We start from the raw sequence: 26,205 nt of genomic DNA, 5'->3' as shown, positions 1-26,205 counted from the left end.
TTTCCCCATATAGGAGTTCGCACCTTCCTTAGAATTCGAACTCATAGACATAGCTGAGCACTATCTTGGCATCGTCGTCCGGCAGATCCGTATCGGCTACCATAAAGGAGACAGAGCCTATGCCTGTGTCCTTGCTGATGGCCAAATGGTAGTCGGCGTAGTTGGAAACCTGGAACCAGCTCTGCACCACATCGCCGTCTGAATAACCATAGTGTGCCGTCAGCGTCACGGTTTCCGTGATGGGATAGCTGAAACCCGCGTGGATATAGCTCAAATCCTTGTTATCCAGCGGCGCTTTGGCTACATCATCACCGGCATTGACCACCTTGGCATAACCCAGCTCAAACCACTTCCAACTGAGGTTCAACGCCAGTTCGCCAAAGTCGATATCACCCTTGGCATCAGGATAACCATAGTAGAGATAGCCGATGTCATAGCCAAAGTCTTCGCCTATGCTGCCGGAGTAACCGCCGTAAAAATCGAGCTCGTAACTGGTGTCATCACCAAAGTCGACATTAGAGGCCCAGGTGCCCAGGTAAAAGCCAGAGTCGTGGCTGTAGTCTATACCGCCTTGAACGGCGACAGAGTCATTTGTTTGGGTAACCCCGCGCCACAGATAGTTGGAGGCGACGCCGATATTCCCTGATACAGTCGCCTGGACTTCGCCGGCCAGCAACAACAGACCTGCAATAACTGACATTGAAAACTTGGTGTGTTTCATTCTCATCCCCTCGATGGTTGGGTTCCGGAACCGGGCAAGCTTGACCGGCGCAGACACTCGTTATTGTCTTTGTGGGATGAGCGAATCTTGTGCCAAGTTTAAATGAATATGAAATACAGAAAGTTAGCTTTTATTCTGAAACTCAGTTAACAGATTGTTGCCTTTAGTTAGGGCGTTTTGCCCTTTTTTTGTGCAGTGGAATGTTGGGAACTACAGACAATAAAAAAACGCCTCAATATGAGGCGCTTTCATCCGTGAAAAGCAGTTTAGTTGACGCTGTCACGCAGTGCCTTACCGGCTTTAAACTTGGGAATAGTGGCTGCAGGGATCTGGATCTCTTTGCCGGTTTGCGGATTACGACCTGTGCGGGCCGCGCGGGTTGAGGTTTCGAAAGAACCAAAGCCTACGATGGAGATTTTAGATCCTTCTTTCATGGCATCAGTCACTGCTACTTCGAACGACTTGAGGGCGCGGGCAGCTTCTGCCTTGGACAGGTTTGCATGTTCTGCCATTTTTGCGATTAGTTCAGTTTTGTTCATCTGGAGCGTCTCTTCTTTCCGTCGATTGAATTATTATTGCCCATCTAACATGCCATAAGGTTTTTGGCTTGAAAAGGCCTTTCAGCGGGCTTCTTGGGCTTTATTCGCTATTTTTTAACCAAAATTATACAAAATTGTGAGCCGGTCGCTGATTTCCTTAAATTCAGTGCGATCTAGTCAGATTTTTCCTGTTGCAAGAAGCGTTTTGTGTTGGTGGAAAAAGCTACCCAATACTGGAATGCCAGCAAGGCCAACAACACAGCCGCCAGCGGCAGCAAGGGGATATTGCGTCCAGCCAGCTCAAGTTTGACATCTTCAGGCGTTATCTGCAGTGCCATCAATGCAGTAGCGGCCAATGCCAGTAGTCCCAGAGTCTGGATAAAGAGATAGATACGCAGTGCCCACAGCGACCAACTTGTACGTAACATTATGCCTACCAATACTGGGATGACTCCCAAGGTAAACAGATCTACTGCACCTGTGCTGATGGTGCGCCACAGTGCTACCCCGGCCAGTACCAGATAGAGGATGCAAAGCAGTACCAATGGTATTGGTCTTGAAATGGACATAAATGACTCCTGTGAGAAATGGGCCTAAGTCTATGGAAAGCCCTGGGGTGAGTCCAGCCGGATTTTAATCGCATTTTCCGGTAAAATGAGCGCCGACATTTTTGGCAGGATAACACTCAATGACAGAAGAGCAGTTCTGGGAGCTGGTCAGCCGCGACTATCCCGATCAGGAACAACAGGAACTCCAGGCGCGTTTGACCGAAAAACTGCAAAGCCTGGGCGATGATGAGCTGGCAGAGTTTGATAAGCACTTTGCCAGGCTGCTCAGGTTGAGTTACAGCTGGGATCTTTGGGGCGCAGCTTACATCATTGCCGGAGTTGATTCAGATTATGGTTTCGCCGAGTTCCGGAACTTCCTGGTGACTCTGGGAAAGGAGCGTTATCAGGCGGCCTGCAATGCAGCGGATTCGCTGGGAGAGCTGGAAGTTTGGCCGCAATTGAATGGTTACGCCTATCCTTTTGTTGAGGAGATAGATCTGCTGGCCGGCCAGCTATACGAGACCCGTACCGGCAAAGAGTTACCGTTTGTGCCTTCGGGGCTGAGTCAGCCCAAGGGCAAGCGTTTCAACGACCAGCCCAAGGCACTGCGTAAACAGTACCCCAAGCTCAGCGCCCGTTTCCCCTTCTAAGCAGACTTAGTCGTTACGCATCTGCTCGCACTGAAAGCCCTGGCGGCGGGAGTCAAAGCGGCAGTAGCTGCCGCACTCCCAAGGAGCCCCTTCTGCGGCCTGGGACTTCTCGATGGCGAACGCTTTACAGCTGGCATAGTCGCCAAAATCGTCCTCTTTGAGATAACGCCCCGAATCGAAACCATGGGTATAAATGAAGGCACTCCAGGTTTCCGGCCCCTTGGGTTTAGCATCCTGATTGATGGCAATGAGAACAATTCCCAGAGCGGTAAAGAGTCCCAAGGTAATTAGCAAAGGCGGTGAGAGTTTCACTGGTGCTCCTGTAATGGCTCGGTTTTTCGGTCTATTAGATTACTTCAGCGGGGCTGACTCAAGCCGCATTGTTTGAAAGTTTGTTGCTGCGGCTACAAATTGATACTCAAGTTAATCTTCCTGGATGATGTATTACGAAAAATATCACATTAAAATAGCTACTTATAGCACGACACTATTCGCATATTAGTTTTGCGTTAAGCCCGGATTCAGGTTAAATTTTATACTCTGAGTTTGAAGCAAAAGCATACTGACAATCGCTCCCAAAGGAGGCTGAGATGAAAATCAGACATCTGTTACTTGTAAGTGCCCTGGCCTCTGGCTCGGTGCTGGCGGCCGACAAGGTCGATGAAAACCCGGTTACCGAGTCGGGTAAGGTCAAAATTGAGTGGCAGTCACCTAAGGATTTTCGGGATATCAAGTCTGCCAGCGAGCTGCAATCCCGTTATGAAAAACGTCTGTTCGATACCTTGACCAAGACTCTGGATAAAGACGTTTCATCTTCTCTAAAAGACAACCAAAAGCTGGAGCTGACGGTCACAGACGTGGATTTGGCCGGTGATGTGCGGCCTACCTTTGGTGCTACTGCCAACGATATACGTGTAGTCAAGAACGTTTATCCACCAAAAATAAGCTTCAGTTATCGCTTGTTGGAAGGCGATCAGGTAGTCATTGCCGGCGATGAAAAGCTGACCGATATGCAGTTTCTCGACCATGTGGACAGAATCAACAGCGACAGCTTCCGCTATGAAGAAAGAATGCTGAAAGACTGGTTCCAGAAAACACTCAAGCCAAAACTCTAAGCCGTTTTCGGCATATCCAGCAAGCACAGCCCTTGGGGGGTGTGCTTGGCCTGCTTTTTCGCCAGCGCACACAGGCGGGATAATTCATGTTCGTTGGCGTCCAGACTCAATGGCGGTGGCAGTATTCCGACGCTGAGGCGCAATAGCGGTTGAAAGCATTCCTGCTCTTGTCTGTCCTTGGCAAATAAGCGCTGTCTTTGCCAATGTTCATCACTGAAGAATTGCCTTTTACTCTGCTCAAACTCGGCCAATATCTGCTGGCAAACCCCGAGTAGTTTTGGCTCTGTGCCTATCATCACAAAATCATCGCCACCCACGTGGCCGATAAACTGCGCTTTACCATATTGTCTGAGCAGGTCGGCTACGGCCCTTATCACTTCATCACCACGACTGAAGCCATAGATGTCGTTATAAGGCTTGAAATGGCATAGATCAAAATAGGCCAGATAGAAATGCTGTCGTAGTTTGCGCAGCCGTTGCAGCTCTTCCTGAATGGGTACATTCCCGGGCAATTCAGTTAACGGGTTGGCGTGGCGCGCCATCTGTATTCTATGTTCAGTAATGCGCTGCAGCAGCTCGCGGGTGTGACCAAGACCGATAAACTCACCTTGACGCAGGATAATGAATTCCTGCGCTATTTCGGAGCCAGGCTTGGCGGTAAGTTTTTGGCTTACCAATGACAGAGGTGTGGCCGCATCGACCAGAAGCACGTCTCTGTCCATGAGTTCAGTCACCGCCTGGTGTTCATGCAAGGCGCGGCCATAGGGACGGGAAAATAGCTCCATCAGCCGATGGCGATAGACCAGTCCCAAGGGACGTTTATGCTCCAGCACCACAATGCACTGAAGCTCCGGCTGGGAGAGAAAGCGTTCGCTCAACTGCTTGAGCTCAGTCTCGGAGGGGCAGGTTTGTGCCTGATGGCACAGGCTCTCCGCCGCCTCGTTGTATCTAGGTTGCTCCTGCTGACGAATGGTGAGATAGCGGGTTTGCAGTTGTCTATCCGGCTGCGCCTCGGGTCTGCCGAGTAAGAAGCCCTGACAATAAGTGATCCCGAGCTGGCGCAGTATCGTCAGCTCGGCTTCAGTCTCTATACCCTCGGCGATGACTTTACAGGTCAGGCTTTGGCAAAGCTCTATGATGGAGCGGACAAACTCCTGTTTTACCGGAAACTTGTCTATTTGGTGAATAAAGTGGCGATCAATTTTGACATAGTCGGGGGAGAGTTCTGACCATAGACGCAGGCCAGAATAACCGGCACCCAAGTCGTCGAGAGCGGTCAAAAACCCCTGATTGCGATAGTGATTAAGGCAGGCTTTGAGCTGATCTATGTCATCGGCAGGGTATTGTTCCGACAGCTCTATGACCACATTGGATGGCGCTATGCCGAACTGTTGCAAGAGCTTGAGTGTTTGCCCCTTGGGATGGGTTGGATCCAGCAGCGCCTTGGGTGAGATATTGATAAAAAGCTTGCCAGGCAGTTGTTTTTGCTGAAATTGGGCTATGGATACCCGGCGACACAAGGTTTCCAGCTCGGAGAGGCGCCCCAGGCGTTCGGCAGCACTGAACAGATGAAATGGAGAGTGAACGCTGCTGCCTATGGGGCCGCGGCTTAAGGCTTCAAAACCATGAATACTGTTGCTGTCTATGTTGATAATCGGCTGAAACAGTGCGGTGACATCCTCGTTATCCAACACACTTCCGAGTTCAGCTATTCTGTCTATGGCCATCAAACTGCAATACCTTACAAGGCCCCAAATCGGATAGAGTCTAGGTGTTGCAAGTGACACTAAGATGACAAAGCCGGGCTTGACCCGGCTTATCGGAGTGATTTTGCAGTTTGAACTCTTGCTATTTACTCTGCTGTTTAAATTGTTGCAGCGTTTGCAACAAGACTGCCAGTTTCGGCAGTAGGGCTTCCAGCTGTTCCGGGGTGGGTGCCGTTTCGGCTTCAAGATCCGCTACCGCCTGTGCCAACTCCTGTACATAGGGGAGGAAGCGGTTACTGCATGTGGTAAAGCCTTGCTCTTGAGTGAATACGGCAGAAAACTTTCCATGACCGGCTTGTTGCAGCTGATCCAGACGATTATCGGCATCGACAGCCTGGCGGTAAGCGGTCTGCAGATTGGCTTTCAGTTGCTCAATGACCTTGGTGTATGGCATAACAGCCTCTAACTGATGAACTTTGGCTGAAATTATAAGGAACAGGGATGCGCGCAACAAGTCGACTGCTGTGGTTCTTCTTCGGATGTGGCTTACTTTTAAGTGGTTGGGCCCAAGCAAAAGATGGTGATACACCACCCTTCTACCAGTTGGAGTTTGCCGGTAAGACGGCTTTTCTCATGGGCTCAGTGCATGTCGGCAAGGCTGATTTTTATCCACTGCCAAACCAGATAGAGCAGGCCTATCACAATGCCGGTGCTCTGGTACTGGAAGCTGATATTCGCGATCCTGCGGCGCAGCAATTGCTGCAGCAGTATGGCTTGAAGGCTGCAACACCGGATGAGGAAACTCAGACGCTGCTGCAGGGATACTGTGGCGGTAAACCTTTATGTCGGCAATTGGCTATGATGTCCCCCTGGTTGCAGTCGGTACAGATCAGTATGCAACGCTTCGTGGAGCTGGGTTATCAACCCAGCCTGGGTGTTGAGCAGTATCTGTTGGATGGGGTAGGTGGCAAACCTGTGTTAGAGCTGGAAAGTACAGAAATGCAGTTGGCACTGCTGGACTCGCTGGCGCTGAAGTACCAGTGGAATATGGTTAGGGAGAGCATTCGCGGTGAAGATAGGGAGATCCAGGCGCTGATCACGGCCTGGCGCAGCGGGAATGAAAAAGCTTTGGCCGAATTGATGCTGCATCAGCTGTCCACCGAAGGAGAAAACGTATTGCTGGAAAAACTGCTGTGGCAGCGTAACCAAGGCATGGCCGAGCGTCTGTTGAGTCTGATGGGTTCCAATCAGGCGCCACTATTTGTGGCCGTCGGTGCCGGGCATCTGGCCGGCAAAAGGAGCCTACTCGAGTATCTGCATAAAGCCGGAGTCGACAGTCGTAACTGCTGGCAGCAAAGCTGTGATATACCGCCCGGCGAGGCAAACTGAGGCGCTGAGGTCTATACTTGCTGTGCTTGAACACAGGGAGTTGAGATGCAAGGCATTAGCGATGCGTACAAGGGGTTTGAAGGAACAGTTCGTCAGTGGGATCAACGTTTTGGCAAGGTGGTTGCCAGGGTCGATCCCGGCGATTTTTATATTACAGGTGCCGATGAGTACATTTTTACCCGTTTGGGTTCCTGCGTGGCGGCTTGTATCTGGGATCCCGTACTCGGCATAGGTGGCTTGAATCACTTTCTGTTACCCGAGCGCAAACTTCACGAAGATTGGCAGCAACTGACCAGTTACAGCTGTCGTTACGGCAACTGGGCCATGGAGCAGTTGGTCAACGCCATACTCTGTGTCGGCGGTCAGCGACATAGATTACAGGCCAAGATTTTTGGCGGTGCCAGAATGGGCCAAAACAGTGTGCTGAATGTCGGCCAGTCCAACATAGATTTTGTACTGCGTTATCTCAAACTTGAGCAGATCCCTGTGCAGGCGGAGGATTTGGGCGGCCCTTGGCCGCGCAAGGTGATGTTTCACCCCAACAGCGGCAAGGTCTTGCTCAAGCACATGGATCCCGAACGTCTGGCGCAGCTGGTGCCGGAAGAGAACCGTTATCTGGATCAGATAGTGGATAGCAAAGATCAACCCTCGATCGAGTTATTCGGCCCGGATGCCTTGTGAGCAATGAAATGCACGTAACGGCCCAGAGACAGATAGGGTTGCTGGCGTGAGTATTTCAGCTCCATCTCAAGTAGTTGCTGGAAGTCGAAATTATCCGGCAAGCTCTTTTTAAGATAGTCATGGATGACTCTGACCCCGGATTCACACCTCAACTCCAGTTGCCACTCCTTAAACCAAGCTTGTACGTCAGCTATTTGCAGCGGATGTTTCGGGCTGAGGCGGACTTTTTTACGGGTTTGCAGATCGGCAGCCACATAGTCGAGATTACCTGACACCAGGGCGTGAAAGCGCATCGCTTCCTTATTGAAAAACATCAGTGAAAACAGGCCGTCATCTTTCAAGAGTGACAGCAAGCCCGCCAGCGTACCTTTGGCATCATGCAACCATTCGGCAACCGCATGGCAGAGAATGAGGTCGAACTGGCACAGTTCCGTTACGTTCAGCTCCTGAATAGCGCAGTGCAGCAGTTGAATATCCAAGGGGGCGGCCGAGGCGGCTATCTGTTCCCGGGCTTGTTCCAGCATGGCCGATGAGATATCGCACAGCACCACCTCATGCCCCATAGCCGCCAGTTTCTGACTGAAAAAACCGAAACCGCCACCGGCATCCAGTACTCTGAGTTTACGGCCGGCAAAGTAGGGTAACTGTTCCTGCAGATCGCGCCAGAGCACCGCGGCTCTGATCTGTCCTTTAGGGGTTCCATAAATATTGTTGGCGAACTTTTGCGCCAGCTTGTCAAAGTTCTGATCTTGCACTTTGGAGGGTTCTGAATGACTTGAAGGCATATAGTGTCTCACAAGCCGCAGCCCTTGGCATCAGAGCCAAGCGCTTATGGCGGACAGATCGCAAAATCATAGATAGCTCCGAAAACGGCAGGGATGAGGTATAATGCTCGGCTTGGAATACTCAAGGTGGGCTTTTTGGTTATGGAATTCAGTGTCGAACTGCGAACAATGCCTTCGTTGTTTTCGCTGTATCGCAAGATTTTTTTCGGGCGAAAGCCTGGCTGGGACAACCAGCCTTTACCTCGTATCAGCGTTAATACTCCCGGCGTGGCTTTGGAGCCCGGCAAGGTGGCCGACTACGCTCAGGTGTGTGGCTTCGAGTTTGATGGCAAAACTCTGCCGCCTACCTATCTGTACGTGATGGCCTTCAGGTTGCATGCGGTGATCTTTACCCATGACGCTATCACTTTTCCTCTGCTGGGAATGATCCACCTGCGTAATCGTATCAGTCAGTTTCGCAGTGTTACTGTGGATGAGCGTTTCGATATCGACTGTCGCCTTACTGATAGCCGAGAGACAGATTCCGGCCTGGAGTTTGACCTTATCTCCAGGGTGACTGTGGCCGGAGAGCTGGTGTGGGAATCCCTATCGACTTATCTGTATCGCATAGATAAGCCGGGGCGCAGGGCAAGGCCACCCAAAGCCGGGGATATTTTGTGGGAAAACCCCAGTGTCTGGGAGTTGGGTGACGATTTGGGGCGGCGTTATGCCAGAGCCTCGGGTGACTATAACCTGATCCATCTGCATCCCCTGCTTTCCAAGCGTTTTGGTTTCGACCGGGTGCTGGCTCACGGCATGTGGTCCAAGGCCCGCTGCGTAGCTCAGTTGATGCCTGAGCTGGGCAATAAACCCTGTGTCATTGACGTGGCGTTCAAGTTGCCGCTGTTTATGCCGGCCAGTGTCTGCTTCTGCGCCGAGGCCATGGAGCAGGGCTATAAGTTTGAACTCAGGGATCAGAAGGGGCGTAGGCCACACCTTTGTGGTGAGCTCTCCCTGCTCTGAGCTGTCGGGGCCTGGTTTTCCACCTTGGCCCCCTGTTTGGCTCTATTATTCCTGCGCTCGCTATTTTCCTTCCGTTCGGAAACTGTTTTTCGGCCAATTCCGGCCAGAGATTTCTTGACTCAGATTAAGGTATTGCTGAATAAAGAGCGCTTCGACTTTAGCTTGAAGCCGGAATGGCCTAGTATGCGGGTCCTTTGATCTATTTGCTTTGGCCCTTGTGGGAGTTTTACTGAATGTTGAAGGACATAGAGATCTCTAGAATGACGCCGAGGCGTCCCATTGAGCATATCGCTACTGAGCTGGGTTTGCGTCCCGGTGAGTTCAGCTGTTACGGCGACCACAAGGCAAAAATCCCGCTGTCGTTGCTCGAACGGGTCTATGACTATCTACCCGGTAAGCTGATTCTGGTGACTGCGATAACGCCTACGTCACACGGTGAAGGCAAGACGGTGACCAGCATAGGTTTGACCCAGGCCCTGCATGCGCTCGAGCACAAGGTCTGCGCCTGTTTGCGCCAGCCCAGTATGGGGCCTGTCTTTGGCGTCAAAGGGGGGGCTGCCGGCGGTGGTTATGCCCAGATAGTGCCGATGGAAGAACTGAATCTGCATCTTACCGGGGACATTCACGCGATTACCAGCGCCCATAACCTGGCCGCCGCTGCGCTGGATGCCAGGTTGCATCATGAGCAGCGCCTCGGGGCGGCAGAATTCAGCCGTCGCAGTGGCTTGGATGCGCTCAATATCGATCCGGAAAAGCTCTTTTGGCACAGGGTGATGGATCACAATGATCGTAGCCTACGGCAGATTCAGATAGGGCTGGGAAATAACAATGGCCCGGAGCATGAGTCTGGCTTTGATATCACCGCCGCCTCGGAGCTGATGGCGATTTTGGCCCTGAGTCGCGATCTTGCCGATATGCGCCGCCGTGTTGGTCAGGTGTTGCTGGCGCTCGACACCGCTGGACAGGCGATTACCGCCGAGCGGCTCGGGGTTGCCGGTGCCATGTGCGCTATTTTGCGTCAGGCGTTGGAGCCGACACTGATGCAGACTCTCAACGGTGCCCCTTGTCTTATCCACACCGGACCCTTTGCCAATATCGCCCACGGCAACTCCTCTATTATTGCCGATGAGATGGCGCTGAAACTCAGCGATTATGTGGTCACTGAAGGCGGCTTTGGCTCGGATATGGGCTTTGAAAAGTTTTGTAATATTAAGGCACCTGTTTCCGGACGTCAGCCTGATTGCACCGTCTTGGTGGCGACCTTGAGAGCACTTAAGAGTAACGCAGGACTCAAGGGCGAGGCAGTAAGCCGGCCTAACCAGCAGGCTCTGGAGCAGGGCTTTGTCAATCTGGCCTGGCACCTGGCCAATGTGCGCCGTTACGGCACACCTGTGGTGGTGGCTATCAACCGTTTTCCCGAAGATACCGAGCAGGAGCTTGAGTGGTTGAGACAGGCCTGCCTCGCCGAGGGTGCCGATGCTTGTGAACTCAGTGAGGCTTTTGCCCTCGGTGCTGATGGCGCCAAGGCTCTGGCCGAGTCGGTATTGGCAGCCATAGGCAAGGGCGATGGCTTCAAGCCTCTCTATGACCCTTCGCTTGGACTCGAGGCCAGTCTAGCAACTCTGGCCGAGCTTGGTTATGGCGCTGCCGGGGTTGAGTTGTCGGCCAAGGCCCGTGAGCAACTGGCCGAGATCCAGCGCCTTGGCGCAGACAAGTTGCCTGTGTGTATGGCTAAGACGCCTATGTCTATCAGTCACGATCCCAAACTCAAGGGGGCGCCCAGCGGTTTTACTTTGCCTATTACTGAGCTTAGGCTCAATGCCGGAGCCGGTTTTGTCACCGCTTTGGTGGGCAAGGTGATGACAATGCCTGGGCTGGGTTTGAACCCCGGCTATCTGCATATCGATATTAATGAGCAGGGTGAAGTGATAGGGCTTTAATTCGACAACAAAGGGCGCAGATGCGCCCTTTGTTGTATTGGAGACTGCCGCGCCGATTTAACCGCGATAGAAGTGTACGTCCCGCTGCGGGAATGGAATGCTGATCCCTTCCTCGTCGAAGCGCATCTTCACCGCCCGGGTGATGTCCCAGTAAACTTCCCAATAGTCTTCCGGCCTGACCCAGGGGCGCACCACAAAGTCCACCGAGGATTCACCCAATAGGTGCAGTTTAACCGTGGGCTCAGGGTGTTTCAGTACCTTGGGATGCTCTTGTACCAGTTGCTCCAGCACGGCTTCGGCCTGTTCGATATTGTCGCTGTAACTGATGCCGAAGGTCATATCTACCCGTCTGTGATGCTCGGCGGTGATATTGTTAATGGTATCGCCCCAAATTTTGTTGTTGGGAACAATCAGTCGTTGGTTGTCCAGGGTCTTGATGGTCGTTGAAACCAGGCTCATATGGCTGACTCGGCCTGTGACTCCGGCGGCATGGATCAGATCTCCCACATCGAAGGGGCGATAGATGAGGATCATCATTCCTGAGGCGAAGTTGGATAGGGTATCTTGCAGCGCAAAACCGATAATCACCCCGGCAATACCGAAACCAGCCAGTAGAGGCCCGAGTTCGAATCCCAGCTGTGACAAGGCGATCAACAAGCCCAAAGTGAAGATGACCTTGCCCGAAAGCGAGGTGAAGAAGTCTTGCAGCAGCTTGCTGAACTTGAGCTTGGAGTTACTGACCGCCTTGGCAACGATTCGCTTGGTCAGTTTGGCCAGCAAGACGGTAAGTAGCAAGATAAACAAAAAGATAAATATCTTGAACAGTATATCCGGCCCGCCTTCAACCAACTGCGCCTTGGCGATTTCAAACCATTGTCCCGCCAGGCTGGAGACAACATCGATATTGAGTACATCCTGGGTGATATCCCCCGAGATGGCAAACAGGGTCTTTTTCAGATCGCTGGTATCCACATCCAACTTATCCAGCATGCTTATCACTGCGCTCAGGCTGCTGCTGTTGTTTTCCAGTCGCTCTTTCAGCAGGGTCAAGGTCTTGCTCTGCTCGCTGCTGACATCTTTGCCCGCCAGCGCATTTTCGGCCATTTGCACGGCCAACTGCTGCTGGTTATAGCTCACCAGGCTCTCCAGCAACCCGGCTCTGACGATAAGACGTTGCTTGAGTGATTCTTTCGCCTGGCTGACATCCTGCCCCAGTTGTTCTGACCAATTGAGCAGTTCCAGCAAGCCTTTTTGAATTTCATCCTTTTCCAGGCTGCGGCGGGAGATCTCAAGCATCAGCTGTTGATCTTCCCCTTTGCCGAGCTTGCCCTGCAGCGACACTATCTCCTTGTCGAGATATTGCACCATCTGCTGCAGGAGTTGCCGCTGCGTTTGCAGGTGCGGCAGAACGTTCATCAGGGCCTGAGGGGCTGCATTCTTGTCGCCAATGGCATCTATGCTCTCTTTGAGTTTATTTCGCTGTGCCAGAGTCAGTGCCTTGATCCTAAACTCAGTCACTGCCTTGAGTTCGCCCTTGGCAGTGCGAAGCTGTTGGATATTTTGTCTTATAGTTTGCTGTATCAAAGTGAACTGCTCGGTGGCGAGCCGTTCAGGTTCAGATGCAAAGGATTGCCAGGAAAGAGTTAAACACAACAGGAGCAAGAGAGATCTAACCATGTTTTTAGTCCGATTTTTATCTGTTTTTCTGAGGTGTTGGAGTTAATAAATATGACACGAAAATTTCCATGGTGCCTAAAAAGCGCATGGATTTGTGGTTTTTCGCACATGGGAGATATAAGGCGGACGCCAGCTTTGCTAGAATAGCGCCCCTTTGTTGAACTCGCCGGAGAACGCCCGAGTGTTATGCTCCAATTGCAATAAAACCTTTAATGTTTCTCAGATAGCCCAGCAGCGGGGCAGCGGCTTTTCTGCGCAGATCCAGTGTCCTCATTGCGAGGCCTGGCTTGGAAAGACGCCTTGGTTATTGAAATTGAAACTGGCGGGTTTTTATCTGGGGGGGGCTGCGGCTATTTGTGCCTGGTTGGTACCAGAGACCAGACACTTCGGGATACCTGTCGCAATCCTTGGGCTGATCGTCTTGCTGATCAGCCACCTGATGGATCATCTGCACACGGTTGAAGCGCCGGTTAAAGTTGAAGAGGATGATTCGGCGCAGCGGCAGAAGTACCGCTAACGGCTTATTCTATCACCTGTACCTGATTGGCCAGGGAGGTTTCTACGTAATAGATGCCGCCCAAAATAGCGCCGCAAAACAGAATGGCAAACAGGATAATCCCCAGGTTATTTTTGAGAAATGCCAACATAGCTTTTCCTTTGGTTAGGCTGCTCTCATGGACGGGTCCGTGCGAGCACAAAGAGTATAGGGTAAACCTTAACCGGCAGAGCTTAAGCAGAACTTAATCTCCGCCCGGCCTGTGATTTGCGCCGAAACCTCTGCGCCGTTACATATCTTGTAACTTTTAGTTTCAGCTTCGCCCTGTTAACCTTGTTGCAACCTCGGGGCAGGCTGGCTTACACTAGCGCCGGATCTATCTGGGGGATGTTAGGTTTGGATATCGCTGTTCGCACAAGAAGCACTATTGCCATATGGCTTGCTGCCATATTGGTGCTCTTGTCTGTGGCTGCTTCGGCCCACAGCATCTCCCATCTCCAAGAGGGTCATAAGACCCACTGTACTCTCTGTTTTCATCAGCATCAGCTGAATAAGGTCATGCCCGGCACTGGGCTGCATCTGGATGCTGTCAAACAATCCTATATCAGAGTCAATCTTACGGCTCCTTCCTGGCAGGCGCCCCACGTTCGCCTGTTCAACAGTCGTGCTCCCCCTGTCACAGCCTGAATTTAAAGAAACCTCTATTTAAATTTTGCTATCGACCGCATGGAATTGCGGTGCGATGACTGCTGTATTTCAGGAGCTAAAATGACTGTTTTTTCAACTCGTATTTCGCCTCTGGCCTTGGCCTGTGGCTTGGCTTCCACCTGTGCAATGGCCCAGGACCCTACGCTGACCAATCCGGCGATCAGTGCGGTTTTGGATGGCTATTATCAAACGGCGGATCGTCCCTTGGCCGAGCGTCAGGAAGGTTTTGGTCTGGGGGAAACCGAACTGGCGCTCAGCGCCAATATTGACGATATGTTCTATGGAAAAGTCACCACCATCATAGAAAACCATGATGGTGATACCGAAGTGGAGCTGGAAGAGGCTTTTATTCAAACTTTGGCGATGCCGGCAGGGTTTGCGGTGCGTGCCGGTCGTTTCCTGTCTGACGTGGGCTATCTCAATAACCAGCATCCCCACACAGACGCCTTTACCGACCGACCGGCGGCTTACCGTGCATTCTTGGGCAATCACTACTTCGATGATGGTATCCGCTTGAACTATGTGGCGCCGACTGATCTTTACTGGGTCATGGGGCTGGAGGCCTTCAAAGGTGACAAGATGCGTGCCGAGGATGAACACGGTGAACGCGAGTTCGAGGATGTGGGTGTCTACACCGCTTACACCAAGATAGGCGGTGATATAGGGGCAGACAGCTCATGGCAGCTGGGGTTGTCATATCTGCGCAATGAAAATGGCCGCCTGACCCCTTTTGAAGAGCACGCGGGTGAGGAAGAGGTGCATGATCACGACCACGAAGGTCACAGTCATGGTGCTGCTTATACGGGGGAAAATACCTATATTGCCGACTTTGTTTACAAGTGGGCGCCCAACGGCAACTACAAGTATCAGCATCTGACTGTGAGTGGTGAGTATTTCCGGGTGGCGGATTTCGTTGCCGAGGCCGAGCATGAGCATCATGAGGATGAACACGTTCATGCGGAGCCGAAAGATTACCATCAGGGCTGGTATCTGAGCGGTGTCTACCAATGGAGCCCCAGCTGGTCTACCGGGATCCGTTACGGTGAGCTGGATACCCAGCACGCCCATGACGATCATTTCCACGGTCAGAAGCTGAAAGAAACCGAGGTCAGCTTGGCTTGGCATCACAGCCACTTCTCTACCGTAAGACTGCAGTACACCAATCAGCGTGGCACTAGTTTCGACGGTATCGAAGACGACAATGTTATCACTCTGCAATACGTTATGACTCTGGGGGCCCACGGTGCGCATCAATTCTAAATTTGTCGGCCTGGCCACGGCCGCTTTGACTCTGGTGGCCAGTTGGCAGGCTCAGGCCAGCCTGAATATTTTTGCCTGTGAACCTGAATATGCCGCGTTGGCCAAGAGCTTGGCGCCGGATGCGGACATCTATTCGGCCACAACCGCCTTGCAGGATCCTCACCAGGTGCAGGCGCGGCCCAGTTTAATCGCCAAGATGCGCCAGGCTGATCTGGCGGTCTGCGCCGGTGCGGATCTGGAAATCGGTTGGTTGCCTATGCTGCAGATGAAATCTTCCAACGCCAAGGTGCGCTCTACGGATCAGGGGCTGTTTTTTGCAGCCGATCAGGTTGAGACCCTGGATAAGCTGGATTCGGTCGACCGCAGTATGGGGGATGTGCACGCCAAGGGGAATCCGCATCTGCACTTTGACCCTTATCGGATGCTGGATATCGCCAAGGCGCTGAGCGCCAAGCTGGTGGCCCTGGATCCTCAAGGAAAAGCCGACTATGAGGCTGCGCTCAAGGCATTCAGCGAGCGTTGGCAGCAGGCTATTCCCAACTGGGAAGCCGAAGCGGCATCACTCAAGGGCAAGAAGGTTATCGCCTATCACACCAGTTTCCGCTATCTGTTCAACTGGTTGGGAGTTTCTCAGGTCGCGGATCTTGAGCCCAAGCCCGGGTTGCCTCCCAGTAGTTCACATTTGGCTTCGCTGCTTGAACGGGCAGGGCAAGGGGATGTCAGTGCCGTGGTAGTGGCATCCTATCAGGATGAACGTGGCGCCAACTGGTTGGGTGAAAGAGCCAAGCTGCCGGTATTGGTATTGCCCATGTCGGTCGGTGGTAACGCCCAGAGCCAGGATCTTTTCAGTCTGTATGACAGCGCCATCTCGCTGCTCAAGAGTGTGAATTGATTATGGACAGCGGACTGTTCAGCATACTTCTGCCGGCCTTTGCGGCCGGCCTGCTGGTGCTCTCAACCCATGTGGTATTGGGGCGCCAGGTGTTGAAGCGCGGGATCATCTTTATCGATCTGGCGATTGCCCAAGTCGCGGCACTGGGGGCGATAGTGGCGCATCTTAATCATGATTTGGAGGAGATCCCTTATTCTCATGTATGGATGCCGGCATTGTTTGCCCTGGCCGGGGCCGGAATCATAGCCTGGTTGTCACGTAAAATGGCCTCTGAACTGGAGGCCATGATCGGCTGCTTCTATGTGTTGGCTGCAGTGGCTGCCATGTTGTTGCTCTCCAACGACCCCCATGGTGCCGAGCTGCTCAAGCAACTGATGTCGGGGCAGATCCTTTGGGTCAACTGGCCACAACTGATCTTGCCGGCTCTGGTTTATGCTCTGGTGTTGGGGCTATTGCTGTGGCGCCCGTCTTTGCTCAATGGCGCCGTGTTTTATCCCCTGTTTGCCCTGGTGATAACCCTGTCTGTGGAGCTGGTGGGTGTCTATCTGGTGTTCAGCACCTTGATTCTGCCGGCACTGGCGTTGAATAAATACAGCGGCCGTTTCGCACTTGGCTGGGCCTATCTGGTCGGAGTATTGGGTTATGTCGCCGGTCTGTGGGCCTCGGCGAGTTATGACCTGCCTAGTGGGGCCGCTATAGTGGCAACTCTGGCACTGAGCGCTCTGCTGTTTCGTATACTGTTAAGTTTCAGCGATCGTCACTGAGTTCAGGAAACTGAGAACAAGCCTCAAAATGCGGCCCGGCGGCCGCATTTTTTTTGCTGTTAAAAATCAGCGCACAGATGTAAACAAAAGATTGAGCCGCAGCAGGCCTGTAGCTATACTGTCCGCCGTTGCATAAGCGGAGTAAATTTATGCTGTTGATAGTCCGTTCTCTGCTGCTGGCAGTGCTCTTGTTGCTGGCCTTTGTTTTTGGTGGCATTTTTTGCATTTTACGCCCGAGACACAGAGATAATGTACACCTGTTTGCCCGACTTTTTTCGGCGGTAGCGCCCATATTGGGTGTTAAAGTTATAGTGCGAGCAGGCAAAACCAAACCGGGTGAGCCCTGTATCTTCCTGGCGAATCACCAAAATAATTTCGATATGTTTACCCATACTGCTGCGGTTCCCAAGGGCACTGTCAGCCTGGGGAAGAAAAGTCTGTTGTGGATGCCGCTATTTGGTCAGCTTTATTGGCTTTCGGGTAATATTCTCATCGATCGCAAGAACCGTGCCCGCGCCTTTGAAACCATGGCCGAAACGGCGCGCAAGATCAAAGAGAAATGCCTTTCTGTGTGGATCTTTCCTGAGGGTACCCGTAGTCGCGGTCGCGGCCTGTTGCCCTTTAAGGCTGGAGCATTTCATACCGCTATAGCCGCCGGAGTGCCTATGGTGCCTGTGCTGGCTTCCAATCAATGCCATATTAAGCTCAACCGCTGGAACAATGGTGTGGTGATTATTGAGATGATGGAGCCGGTGGCAACCCAAGGCTTGAGTAAGGCTAATGTCAAAGAGTTGTCCGATAAGATCCATGCCACCATGGCCAGTAAGCTCAAACAACTGAATGCCGAGGCGGCAGCACTTATGGGTAAAACTGTGCCCGCGGATATCGTATAATACCCTCTGACCTATTTTTCGGAGACAAGCATGTCCATTGAACGTCTGTTGCAGGCACAGAAGCAGGAAAACCGTGACATTATTCAGTCCTTGCTGGATGACGGTTCTGAGGCCGATGCTGAATACACCATAGAGCACCATTTTTCGTCCACTAACTTTGACCGTCTGGAAAAAGCCGCAGTCGATGCCTTTAAATTGGGCTTTGAGGTTAACGATGCTGAAGAGGTGGAACTGGATGACGGTAGTCTGATTTTCTGCTTTGACGCTATAGCCTATCATCAACTGGAAGCCGAGCTTCTGGATAAGGCCTGTGAGCAATTGCTGCAGCTTGCGGTCAAGCACAAGGTCGACTATGACGGCTGGGGCACCTATTACATAGGTGACGAGCTGGAAGATGAAGGCGACGAAGAGCAGGACTAAGTCCTGTTACCAATAAAAACACCGGGTTCTTGACCCGGTGTTTTTGTTTCTGCCACCTTTACCGGCAGATTGATTTTCAGTTGTAGTCTACCGGCTTTTCGCCAATGACAACCGGAAGTTCTATCTGTTTACCGGCGCGGATCACCTGCAGGGTGACCTTGGTACCGGGGGGGGTCTCGGCAATCCTGTCCATCAGCATATAGATGCGGGTAACGTCTTCACCCTGATACTGAGTGATTACATCTCTGGGTCTCAAGCCAGCCAGCGCTGCCGGGCCATTAGGTTCTATGCCGGTCACAACTACGCCGCGAAGATCCGGCAAGTTGAGTATTTGGGCCACAACCGGGCTGACGTCTTCACCCGAGATCCCCAAGGCACCGCGAATAACCCGGCCATCCTTGATCAGTTTGCCCATGACGGCGTAGGCCAGCTTGATGGGAATGGCGAAGTTGATGCCATGGCCCCCCCCTTCACCACCTATCTGGAAGGCGGCAGTATTAATGCCTATGAGCCCCCCATGGGTATCAATCAAGGCGCCGCCCGAGTTACCGGCGTTGATGGCGGCGTCGGTTTGCAGAAAGTCCAGGTAGCCTGTACTCAGGCCATTACGGCCGGTGGCACTGATGATCCCCTGAGTGATGGTTTGTCCCAGGTTATAGGGGTTACCTATGGCCAGCACCACATCGCCCACCTGAGGAGGACTGTTGAGGTTAAGCGGCACCACGGGCAGATTTTCGCCTTGGATCTCCAGCACGGCCAGGTCGGTTTCCGGATCCTGACCGACCACTTCGGCACCGAATTTTCGGCCGTCCTGTAATGCCACTACAATCTCATCGGCCTTCTTGACTACATGATAGTTGGTGAGAATGTAGCCTTCTTTGCGCATGATAACGCCTGAGCCCAAGCCCTGCAGCGAACCGCCGTTAAGGGGGCGGCTTTGGTTGATGCTCAGGCTGTAGATGTTCACCACTGCAGGCGCGGCGCGGCGTACCGCTTTGGCAAAGGACAGCTCTGCACCACTGTTTCCCCTGAACTGCAACAGGTTGCCACCAAGATTGCCTTCGCCCATAAAACGGCTGACCAGCAGAAAGACTGCCGCCATTACCAGGCCAAAGACCACTGCTTTGCAGATATAGATCAGGGTTTCTTTCATTGTGATGACATTGCTGAATATTAAAAAAGGCTCGTTAGATTAGCATGTTTCTTGCTATTGCGAACAATAGTCAAGGCTCGGGAAGTTAATTTTGCCCTGAATTGGGCGCCGGAAATAAAAAAAGCGGGGAGCACCCCGCTTTTTCAGGATGGCTGTTAACCTCTGAGGATCAGATACAGGTTGCTATTGCCCCTGACTATCTTCAGCGCCACCGCGCCTTGCTGCTCTTTAAGCTCCTCTTTCAGCGCTTTTAGGGTGGTGGTCTTGGTGCGGTTAACCCCAATAATCAGGTCACCTTTTTGTAAGCCACTCATGGCCGCTGGAGAGTTCTGGGCGATATCGGTGATTTCGATACCTTTCTTGCTGTTCTCCAGTGTGGCACCGGCCAACATCGGATGAACAGCACCGGCCGCAGTTTCTTTCACCTGGCTGGCTTCGCCCAGGGTAACTTTGACTGTCTTGTCATCACCATCACGTATCAGGCCAAGCTCTATTTTACTACCGGCACCCATGGTGCCAATCTTGGCCCGCAGTTCTTGGAAGCTCTTGATCTTGCGCCCATTGATGCTGACGATAATATCGCCGGCCTTGATGCCTGCCTTGTCGGCGGCGCTGCCTTCCATTACTTCGCTGACAAAGCCACCGTGCTGGGTCTCGAGACCGAAGCCTTGAGCCAGTTCATTATCCAGATCACGACCCATAACCCCCAGCACGCCGCGGCGCACTTCGCCGTGTTCGATTATCTGATCCACCAGGCTGTGAACCATGTTGGCCGGTATCGCGAAACCGATACCTACGTTACCGCCGCCGGGAGCCACAATAGCGGTATTGATACCGATAAGCTCGCCGCGCAGGTTAACCAAGGCGCCGCCTGAGTTACCGCTGTTGATGGCGGCATCGGTTTGAATAAAGTTTTCCAGCATCTCTATGCCAAGGCCGGTGCGCCCCAGAGCACTGACGATACCTGAGGTGACGGTTTGCCCAAGACCGAAGGGGTTACCTATGGCTACGGCAAAGTCACCGACTCTTAAGTCATCCGAGTCGGCGGACTTGATTGCCGTGAGGTTGTCGGCTTCAATCTGCAGCAGAGCGATATCGGCGTCTTTATCTTTACCTATCAACTTGGCCTTTATTTCACGGCCGTCGTGTAGACCTATTTGAATATCATCGGCGCCATCAATCACATGGTTGTTGGTGACTATGTAGCCCTTATCGGCATCTATGATGACACCGGAGCCCAGGCCGCGGAAGGGGCGCTCCTGTACTTGCTCCTGAGGGGCATTGGGGCCAAAGAAGTAGCGGAAGATATCCGGTACCCGTTGGCGGGAAACCTGAGTGCCGGAAACGGCGACAGAGACAACTGCTGGAGTAGTTTGCTCCAACATGGGGGCCAGGCTCGGCATGGTTTGGCCGGCAACAGCTTGAGGTAGAGCGGCCTGGGAAACCACAGGAGCCAGTGTCAGTGTGGCTCCAAGCAGGGCGGCGGAAACAAGAGATAACTTGGTCTTCATCTATGCATTGCTCCTAATACGGGATCAAATAACCATGTACTGTTTGCCACCAAGGTGGCTGAATCTTAAAGGCTCTTTTACGAGCGTTCGGTAATTAATCCGACTTTAATCTTGTTTAAAAAGTTCATCCTTCATTAATAAAGATTAATTTTTAATGCTTTCCGGCGAGAGTACGGCGTCACTCTTGTCATCAAGGTCACTGATACTGGTTTGCATAAATGGCAAAGGGGCCAGCTGCTCCTCTTTGGCTAATCTTTGGCTGCCCTGATTCCAGTGCTGATTAAGGCGATTGATTTGCTCTGTCAGTTGTCCCAGCAGTGCTCTCTGTTCAGCCAGATGATCACTGACTTCCTGTTTGTGTTGGCTCAACTCCATCTTGCTGCGTTCAATAGCCACACTTTTACTACTCTTGCTGAGTCCGCGGCTGACCAAGGTCTTGCCGATATAACCCAGTATTAACCCCAGAATGAAAGCCGCAAACACCAGTGGCCATTCCATATCGACTCCTTAAGTTTGTCTTTGTGTCTTAAGTTTTTGCCCGATCCCATAGGGATAATAGGCAAAATATACCCCGAGAGTGGGTCTCATGATACCATTTGCCGCCCCGACTCTGTTGCTTGAGTTGGGCTAGGGAAGATGCGAACAAGTCCTTGTGGGACTTGTTCGCATCTTCCCTAGTACCCATCAAATAAGGTTAAAAGAGAAGAATTCAAGTGTCGCAGTTAACCCCTTGGCAGCATTACCAACAAGATCTCACCCGTGAAGATTTCAGCCATGACCCGGCGCAGGAGCAAGCGGTAAAGGCATTGCAGCGTGTTTATGATGAGCTGCAAAGGCCGCAAAAGTCCGGATGGCGCAATTGGTTCAGCCGGGAAAAAAACAGCAAGGTTCAGGGGCTTTACCTCTGGGGCGGTGTTGGGCGCGGCAAGACCTACCTCATGGACACCTTTTTTGATGCCCTGCCGGGTGAGCAGAAACTAAGGGCGCATTTTCATCGCTTTATGCACAGAATTCATCAGGAGCTGGACGCGCTCAAGGGAACCAGGGATCCTCTATTGGTGATAGCCAAACAGATGGCAGCGAAATATAGAGTGATCTGTTTCGATGAGTTCTTTGTTTCGGACATCACGGATGCCATGTTACTGGGCACTCTGTTCGAAGCCCTGTTCAAGGAGGGCGTGGTCTTGGTGGCCACCTCCAACATAGTACCGGATGATCTTTATAAAAACGGTTTGCAGCGGGCCAGATTTTTACCGGCTATCGCCGAGATCAAGGCCAACTGCCAGGTGCTGAATGTCGATTCAGGAATCGACTACAGACTGCGAACTCTGGAGCAGGCTGAGATCTACCATCATCCACTCGATGAAACGGCCGAATCCAACCTGCAACGTTATTTCACCCAACTGGCGCCCGAGTCGGAAGTCTCTGAAACGCCGCTGGAAATCGATGGACGCAGCATAGTGATCCGCAAACAAGCCCAAGGTGTTTTGCTGGCTGACTTTAGAGCCCTGTGCGATGGACCGCGCAGTCAGCGGGACTATATGGAACTGGCGCAACTGTTTCATACTGTGCTGCTCAGCGGCCTGGAACAGATGGGCGCCCAACAGACAGGGGATGATATCGCCCGTCGTTTCCTGGCGTTGGTGGATGAGTTCTATGAACGGCATGTGAAACTTATCATCTCAGCCGAGGTGCCGCTCGAGCAGATTTACACTGATGGGCAATTGAGTTTCGAGTTCCGCCGTTGCCGCTCCCGCCTGATTGAGATGCAGTCCCGGGATTATCTGGCGCTGGAACATCTGCCATAGCTAAAGGGAAAATCCGCTTAGATGCGGGAAATTCAATCAAATAGCCATACTCAATAAGCCTTGGATGGCGGCAAAGTGCTAACAGCTTGAAAAAGATCGTCTTTTAAGGCGAGATATTAAAAAGCAGGTGATTTTTAGTTCAGCTTTGACTATAATCCGCCACCTGCCCACGTTACTCCGCCGATTGGGCGGATTTAAAAGCCAGTTTCTTTGCTCGAAGGGGCAGAGAAAGGCATTTTTGTGTTATCTGCATCCGCAGGTAGCATGTGACAGAATTTAACTTTGGGTTTTTGTAATAATGAAGACTTTTACTGCTAAGCCAGAAACTGTAGCTCGTGACTGGTACGTTGTTGATGCCGAAGGTAAGACCCTGGGTCGTATCGCCACTGAAATCGCTCTGCGTCTGCGTGGCAAGCACAAGGCTGAGTACACTCCTCACGTAGATACCGGTGATTACATCATCGTGATCAACGCCGAGAAAGTAACTGTGACCGGTAACAAGGCTGCAGGCAAGACGTACTACTCGCACTCAGGCTTCCCAGGTGGCATCAAGCAAATCAGCTTCGAGAAGCTGCAAGCTCACAAGCCAGAAATGATCATCGAGAAAGCAGTCAAGGGTATGTTGCCAAAAGGCCCCCTGGGTCGTGCCATGTTCCGTAAGCTGAAAGTTTACGCTGGCGCAGAGCACAACCACGCTGCACAACAACCTCAAGTTCTTGATATCTAAACGGGATTAAGCAAATGGCTGCAACTCAGTACTACGGCACTGGCCGTCGCAAAACTTCAACTGCTCGCGTATTCGCTAAAGCAGGTAGTGGCAACATCGTTGTTAACCAACGTCCTCTGGATGTTTACTTTGGTCGTGAAACCGCTCGTATGGTTGTTCGTCAACCACTTGAGCTGGTTGAAATGACTGAAAAACTGGACATCTATGTAACTGTTAAGGGCGGTGGTATCACTGGCCAAGCTGGCGCTATCCGTCACGGTATCACCCGTGCTCTGATGGAGCTGGACGAAGCTCTGCGTCCTACTTTACGTTCTGCTGGTTATGTAACCCGCGATGCTCGTAAGGTTGAACGTAAGAAAGTGGGTCTGCGTAAAGCACGTCGTAAGCCACAGTTCTCCAAGCGTTAATATCGCTTTCGAGATACCAAAAACCCAGCGTATGCTGGGTTTTTTTATGGTTGAGATTTATCTCTGACAGCCCTGTATACTTTGGGCACTTGTGGCATAAAGGGAGAAAATCATGAGTTGGCAATTGTTGTTGATAGCCTTGGGTTTGGTATTGATACTTGAAGGCCTTGGACCCTTATTGTTCCCCAACCGCTGGCGTCGTTATCTGCTGGAAGTGGCTTCCCAACCGACCGCCATCATGCAACGCCTGGGCGGCGTCCTGGTTGTTGCAGGAATCGTCATATTGATTATTTTTTCATAAATACTTGCCCCTTCCATGCCAATATCTGTTAGAATCCTGCTTTAACCGCAACCTTGCAGCAAACAATGGGCAAAAATGTAGTTGTTCTCGGCACTCAATGGGGTGACGAGGGAAAAGGTAAGATTGTCGACCTTCTGACCGAACAGGCAAAATTCGTAGTCCGTTACCAAGGTGGCCACAACGCTGGTCATACTCTGGTTATCGATGGTGAAAAAACCGTTCTTCATCTGATCCCCTCAGGCATTCTGCGCGATAACGTCAAGTGCATTATCGGCAACGGCGTGGTTTTGGCGCCCGATGCTCTGATGAAAGAGATCGGCATGCTGAAATATAAAGGTATTCCGGTAGAGGAACGCCTACTTATCTCTGAAGCTTGTCCTCTGATCCTTCCTTTCCACTGTGCGCTGGATATCGCTCGCGAAAAAGCGCGTGGCAATAAGGCTATCGGTACTACAGGACGCGGCATAGGCCCGGCTTATGAAGATAAAATTTCCCGTCGCGGTCTGCGCGTAGGGGATCTCTTCAATCCGCAGCTATTTGCCGAGAAGCTGAAAGAAGTGATGGCCTATCACAACTTTATGCTGACAGAGTACTATAAGTGCGAAGCCGTTGATTACCAGCAGACTCTGGATGAAGCGTTGGCTCTGGCAGACTATTTGAAAGGTCTGTGTGTGGATGTCACCGAATTGCTGGATCAAGCCCGCAAGAATGGCGACAACATACTGTTTGAAGGCGCTCAGGGCACATTGCTGGATATTGACCACGGTACTTATCCATTTGTAACCTCTTCCAACACTACCGCGGGTGGTGTGGCAACTGGTTCTGGATTCGGCCCTCGTCATCTGGACTATGTCTGCGGCATCATCAAGGCTTATACCACCCGTGTGGGTGCCGGCCCATTCCCGACTGAACTGGAATGTGAAATCGGCGATCACTTGGGAACCAAGGGCCAGGAATTTGGTGCGACAACCGGTCGTAAGCGTCGTCCGGGTTGGTTGGACATAGTGGCTATGCGCCGCGCGGTTCAGATCAACAGCATCAGTGGTTTCTGCCTGACCAAGCTCGACGTTTTGGACGGCTTGAAAGAAGTGAAGCTCTGCGTAGGCTATCAGCATCCAGACGGTACTGTGTCCAATGTGACTCCGCTGGCAGCAGAAGGCTATGAGCACGTTACTCCTGTGTATGAAACCATGCCAGGCTGGAGTGAAACCACCTTTGGTGCCACTTCACTGGAGCAACTGCCACAGGCAGCAATCAATTATATCAAGCGGATTGAAGAACTGCTGGAAACACCTGTCGATATCATCTCAACCGGGCCAGACCGGAATGAGACCATGATTCTGGTGAATCCATTCAGTTAAGTAAAAAGGCCGCCTAAGCGGCCTTTTTCGTTTATGGGGCTTACACTGTTTGCCCTTAAGAATTGGGTTATACTGCCGATGAAAAGACAGTCTATTTGTCATCAGGACAGCTTATGTTGCGTATAGCCCTATTACTCTTGTTAGTAACCAGTGCCAATGTGTTGGCCGTAGAAACCAAGGCCGTGGATATCTACAGCCAGGAAGAACTGCTGGAGCTTATTCGCAGCAAGCAATACCTGACCCGGGTCAAAGCCGATGACTGTCAGCTGGTGCAGGATATTGAGGCGCGCGCCGAAGTGCTCAAGCAGCCGTTGTACCAGTACCTCTGGGGTGAAATGCTTAATTTCGGCATCTGCGTCAAGGCCAATCCACCCAGAGGAATATCGCTGCTCAGGGATGCCGCCGAGCAGGGCAGTGCCGAAGCCATGGTGCGCATTGCCGAGTATTATAAAGATGGCAAGTTTGTACTTCAGGACAAAGAACGTTCGGTACAGTACCTGTTACCCGCTGCCGCCAACGGTGACTTGCCGGCCAGGATGATGCTGGTCGAGCTGTTTGCCAAGGGGTATGGCAGCCCAAGGGATTATGTCTTGGGGTATCACTGGCTCTACAACCAGGTGTTCAGCGATGAACAGACCCAGCAAGACGCCAAAAGATTATTGCAGCTGTTAGCGGCTAAAATGCCCGCCAGTCAGGTGGAGAAGGCCAAAAATGAACATCTGCAAAGCCGTTAATTAGCTTGTCGCATTGG

31 protein-coding genes are annotated in these 26,205 nt (G+C 52.0%); 19 read left to right on the top strand and 12 right to left on the bottom strand.

Annotation, left to right across the window (positions count from 1 at the left end):
* Positions 1-28: 28 nt before the first annotated feature.
* The 3 genes from SIL79_RS03740 to SIL79_RS03730 all read right to left on the bottom strand — a co-directional run bounded on the left by SIL79_RS03740 (position 29) and on the right by SIL79_RS03730 (position 1,829).
* The gene (locus SIL79_RS03740; RefSeq protein ID WP_162206930.1) at positions 29-721 is read right to left on the bottom strand and encodes a TorF family putative porin; all 693 of its coding nucleotides are present in this window, start codon (positions 719-721) and stop codon (positions 29-31) included.
* A 266-nt stretch (positions 722-987) separates the two neighbouring features.
* A complete protein-coding gene (locus tag SIL79_RS03735; protein ID WP_039034447.1) occupies positions 988-1,260 on the bottom strand; it encodes an HU family DNA-binding protein in 273 nt (90 codons plus the stop codon).
* A 173-nt stretch (positions 1,261-1,433) separates the two neighbouring features.
* The gene (locus SIL79_RS03730) at positions 1,434-1,829 is read right to left on the bottom strand and encodes a hypothetical protein (RefSeq protein ID WP_039034448.1); all 396 of its coding nucleotides are present in this window, start codon (positions 1,827-1,829) and stop codon (positions 1,434-1,436) included.
* Positions 1,830-1,948: 119 nt separating this feature from the next.
* Here SIL79_RS03730 and SIL79_RS03725 point away from each other — a divergent pair, with 119 nt between their 5' ends.
* A complete protein-coding gene (locus SIL79_RS03725) occupies positions 1,949-2,458 on the top strand; it encodes a DUF4240 domain-containing protein (protein WP_039034449.1) in 510 nt (169 codons plus the stop codon).
* Positions 2,459-2,464: 6 nt separating this feature from the next.
* Here SIL79_RS03725 and SIL79_RS03720 read toward each other — a convergent pair whose 3' ends face one another.
* Positions 2,465-2,770, bottom strand: a complete 306-nt coding sequence (locus tag SIL79_RS03720; protein ID WP_039034450.1) for a hypothetical protein — start codon at positions 2,768-2,770, stop codon at positions 2,465-2,467.
* Positions 2,771-3,048: 278 nt separating this feature from the next.
* Here SIL79_RS03720 and SIL79_RS03715 point away from each other — a divergent pair, with 278 nt between their 5' ends.
* Positions 3,049-3,573 (top strand): DUF3016 domain-containing protein, encoded by a 525-nt coding sequence (locus tag SIL79_RS03715; RefSeq protein WP_039034451.1) that lies wholly within the window; start codon positions 3,049-3,051, stop codon positions 3,571-3,573.
* On the opposite strand, the gene SIL79_RS03710 is transcribed toward SIL79_RS03715, so the two are convergent.
* Both SIL79_RS03710 and SIL79_RS03705 read right to left on the bottom strand, forming a co-directional pair.
* Positions 3,570-5,303 (bottom strand): GGDEF domain-containing protein, encoded by a 1,734-nt coding sequence (locus tag SIL79_RS03710; RefSeq protein WP_405130412.1) that lies wholly within the window; start codon positions 5,301-5,303, stop codon positions 3,570-3,572. The genes SIL79_RS03715 and SIL79_RS03710 overlap by 4 nt on opposite strands.
* A gap of 118 nt (positions 5,304-5,421) precedes the next feature.
* Positions 5,422-5,733, bottom strand: coding sequence for a hypothetical protein (locus SIL79_RS03705; RefSeq protein ID WP_039034453.1), 312 nt, complete (start codon positions 5,731-5,733; stop codon positions 5,422-5,424).
* A 47-nt stretch (positions 5,734-5,780) separates the two neighbouring features.
* Between SIL79_RS03705 and SIL79_RS03700 the strand changes: the two genes are divergently transcribed.
* Positions 5,781-6,668, top strand: a complete 888-nt coding sequence (locus SIL79_RS03700) for a TraB/GumN family protein (protein WP_162206928.1) — start codon at positions 5,781-5,783, stop codon at positions 6,666-6,668.
* A 45-nt stretch (positions 6,669-6,713) separates the two neighbouring features.
* The gene (locus SIL79_RS03695) at positions 6,714-7,349 is read left to right on the top strand and encodes a chemotaxis protein CheD (RefSeq protein WP_101095642.1); all 636 of its coding nucleotides are present in this window, start codon (positions 6,714-6,716) and stop codon (positions 7,347-7,349) included.
* Here the strand turns inward: SIL79_RS03695 and SIL79_RS03690 are convergent.
* Positions 7,310-8,104 carry a methyltransferase gene (locus SIL79_RS03690; RefSeq protein WP_234500920.1) on the bottom strand — a complete coding sequence of 265 codons (795 nt, stop codon included), beginning with the start codon at positions 8,102-8,104 and terminating at the stop codon, positions 7,310-7,312. The two genes, SIL79_RS03695 and SIL79_RS03690, sit on opposite strands and share 40 nt — an antisense overlap.
* A gap of 198 nt (positions 8,105-8,302) precedes the next feature.
* On the opposite strand from SIL79_RS03690, the gene SIL79_RS03685 reads away from it, so the two are divergent.
* Together SIL79_RS03685 and SIL79_RS03680 are read left to right on the top strand one after the other, a co-directional pair.
* On the top strand, positions 8,303-9,136 hold the full coding sequence (locus SIL79_RS03685) for a MaoC/PaaZ C-terminal domain-containing protein (RefSeq protein WP_071476860.1): 834 nt from the start codon (positions 8,303-8,305) through the stop codon (positions 9,134-9,136).
* A 233-nt stretch (positions 9,137-9,369) separates the two neighbouring features.
* On the top strand, positions 9,370-11,076 hold the full coding sequence (locus SIL79_RS03680; RefSeq protein WP_039034456.1) for a formate--tetrahydrofolate ligase: 1,707 nt from the start codon (positions 9,370-9,372) through the stop codon (positions 11,074-11,076).
* Between the two features lie 57 nt (positions 11,077-11,133).
* On the opposite strand, the gene SIL79_RS03675 is transcribed toward SIL79_RS03680, so the two are convergent.
* Positions 11,134-12,753: a mechanosensitive ion channel family protein gene (locus SIL79_RS03675; RefSeq protein ID WP_039034457.1), complete on the bottom strand. Its 1,620-nt coding sequence runs from the start codon at positions 12,751-12,753 to the stop codon at positions 11,134-11,136.
* A 181-nt stretch (positions 12,754-12,934) separates the two neighbouring features.
* Between SIL79_RS03675 and SIL79_RS03670 the strand changes: the two genes are divergently transcribed.
* Positions 12,935-13,270 carry a hypothetical protein gene (locus tag SIL79_RS03670; RefSeq protein ID WP_039034458.1) on the top strand — a complete coding sequence of 112 codons (336 nt, stop codon included), beginning with the start codon at positions 12,935-12,937 and terminating at the stop codon, positions 13,268-13,270.
* Positions 13,271-13,274: 4 nt separating this feature from the next.
* On the opposite strand, the gene SIL79_RS03665 is transcribed toward SIL79_RS03670, so the two are convergent.
* Positions 13,275-13,400, bottom strand: a complete 126-nt coding sequence (locus SIL79_RS03665) for a hypothetical protein (protein ID WP_039034459.1) — start codon at positions 13,398-13,400, stop codon at positions 13,275-13,277.
* A gap of 245 nt (positions 13,401-13,645) precedes the next feature.
* Between SIL79_RS03665 and SIL79_RS03660 the strand changes: the two genes are divergently transcribed.
* From SIL79_RS03660 to rraB, 6 genes are all read left to right on the top strand, one after another.
* Positions 13,646-13,936, top strand: a complete 291-nt coding sequence (locus SIL79_RS03660; RefSeq protein WP_226684205.1) for a DUF2946 domain-containing protein — start codon at positions 13,646-13,648, stop codon at positions 13,934-13,936.
* 81 nt (positions 13,937-14,017) lie between these two features.
* Positions 14,018-15,217, top strand: a complete 1,200-nt coding sequence (locus SIL79_RS03655; RefSeq protein ID WP_039034461.1) for a hypothetical protein — start codon at positions 14,018-14,020, stop codon at positions 15,215-15,217.
* Positions 15,201-16,109 carry a metal ABC transporter solute-binding protein, Zn/Mn family gene (locus SIL79_RS03650; protein WP_039034462.1) on the top strand — a complete coding sequence of 303 codons (909 nt, stop codon included), beginning with the start codon at positions 15,201-15,203 and terminating at the stop codon, positions 16,107-16,109. Before SIL79_RS03655 ends, SIL79_RS03650 begins: the two co-directional genes overlap by 17 nt.
* 2 nt (positions 16,110-16,111) lie before the next feature.
* The gene (locus SIL79_RS03645) at positions 16,112-16,873 is read left to right on the top strand and encodes a metal ABC transporter permease (RefSeq protein WP_152608431.1); all 762 of its coding nucleotides are present in this window, start codon (positions 16,112-16,114) and stop codon (positions 16,871-16,873) included.
* A 149-nt stretch (positions 16,874-17,022) separates the two neighbouring features.
* Positions 17,023-17,766 (top strand): 1-acylglycerol-3-phosphate O-acyltransferase, encoded by a 744-nt coding sequence (locus tag SIL79_RS03640; RefSeq protein WP_039034463.1) that lies wholly within the window; start codon positions 17,023-17,025, stop codon positions 17,764-17,766.
* A 30-nt stretch (positions 17,767-17,796) separates the two neighbouring features.
* Entirely contained in the window at positions 17,797-18,186 is a 390-nt protein-coding gene (gene rraB, locus SIL79_RS03635) for a ribonuclease E inhibitor RraB (RefSeq protein WP_144361043.1), read from the top strand.
* 76 nt (positions 18,187-18,262) lie between these two features.
* On the opposite strand, the gene degS is transcribed toward rraB, so the two are convergent.
* The 3 genes from degS to SIL79_RS03620 form a co-directional block, all read right to left on the bottom strand.
* Complete coding sequence (degS, locus tag SIL79_RS03630) at positions 18,263-19,345, bottom strand: outer membrane-stress sensor serine endopeptidase DegS (RefSeq protein ID WP_039034464.1); 1,083 nt, start codon at positions 19,343-19,345, stop codon at positions 18,263-18,265.
* Between the two features lie 149 nt (positions 19,346-19,494).
* Entirely contained in the window at positions 19,495-20,850 is a 1,356-nt protein-coding gene (degQ, locus tag SIL79_RS03625; protein WP_039034465.1) for a Do family serine endopeptidase DegQ, read from the bottom strand.
* A gap of 144 nt (positions 20,851-20,994) precedes the next feature.
* Positions 20,995-21,348, bottom strand: coding sequence for a ZapG family protein (locus tag SIL79_RS03620; RefSeq protein WP_052248117.1), 354 nt, complete (start codon positions 21,346-21,348; stop codon positions 20,995-20,997).
* Positions 21,349-21,563: 215 nt separating this feature from the next.
* Between SIL79_RS03620 and zapE the strand changes: the two genes are divergently transcribed.
* From zapE to SIL79_RS03590, 6 genes are all read left to right on the top strand, one after another.
* The gene (gene zapE / locus SIL79_RS03615; RefSeq protein WP_101095635.1) at positions 21,564-22,658 is read left to right on the top strand and encodes a cell division protein ZapE; all 1,095 of its coding nucleotides are present in this window, start codon (positions 21,564-21,566) and stop codon (positions 22,656-22,658) included.
* Between the two features lie 298 nt (positions 22,659-22,956).
* Positions 22,957-23,385: a 50S ribosomal protein L13 gene (gene rplM, locus SIL79_RS03610; protein WP_025009334.1), complete on the top strand. Its 429-nt coding sequence runs from the start codon at positions 22,957-22,959 to the stop codon at positions 23,383-23,385.
* Positions 23,386-23,399: 14 nt separating this feature from the next.
* Positions 23,400-23,792 carry a 30S ribosomal protein S9 gene (gene rpsI, locus SIL79_RS03605; protein ID WP_025009335.1) on the top strand — a complete coding sequence of 131 codons (393 nt, stop codon included), beginning with the start codon at positions 23,400-23,402 and terminating at the stop codon, positions 23,790-23,792.
* 112 nt (positions 23,793-23,904) lie between these two features.
* Positions 23,905-24,093, top strand: a complete 189-nt coding sequence (locus tag SIL79_RS03600; RefSeq protein ID WP_039034467.1) for a DUF2065 domain-containing protein — start codon at positions 23,905-23,907, stop codon at positions 24,091-24,093.
* 65 nt (positions 24,094-24,158) lie between these two features.
* Positions 24,159-25,454, top strand: a complete 1,296-nt coding sequence (locus tag SIL79_RS03595) for an adenylosuccinate synthase (protein ID WP_319618977.1) — start codon at positions 24,159-24,161, stop codon at positions 25,452-25,454.
* 113 nt (positions 25,455-25,567) lie between these two features.
* On the top strand, positions 25,568-26,188 hold the full coding sequence (locus SIL79_RS03590) for a tetratricopeptide repeat protein (protein ID WP_039034469.1): 621 nt from the start codon (positions 25,568-25,570) through the stop codon (positions 26,186-26,188).
* The last annotated feature ends 17 nt before the right edge of the window (positions 26,189-26,205 follow it).

Origin of the sequence: Shewanella indica (genome assembly GCF_033842865.1) — a bacterium.
Lineage (GTDB): Bacteria > Pseudomonadota > Gammaproteobacteria > Enterobacterales > Shewanellaceae > Shewanella > Shewanella indica.
Note: the sequence above shows the minus strand (reverse complement) of the source record. Positions and strands in the feature narration are given on the sequence as shown.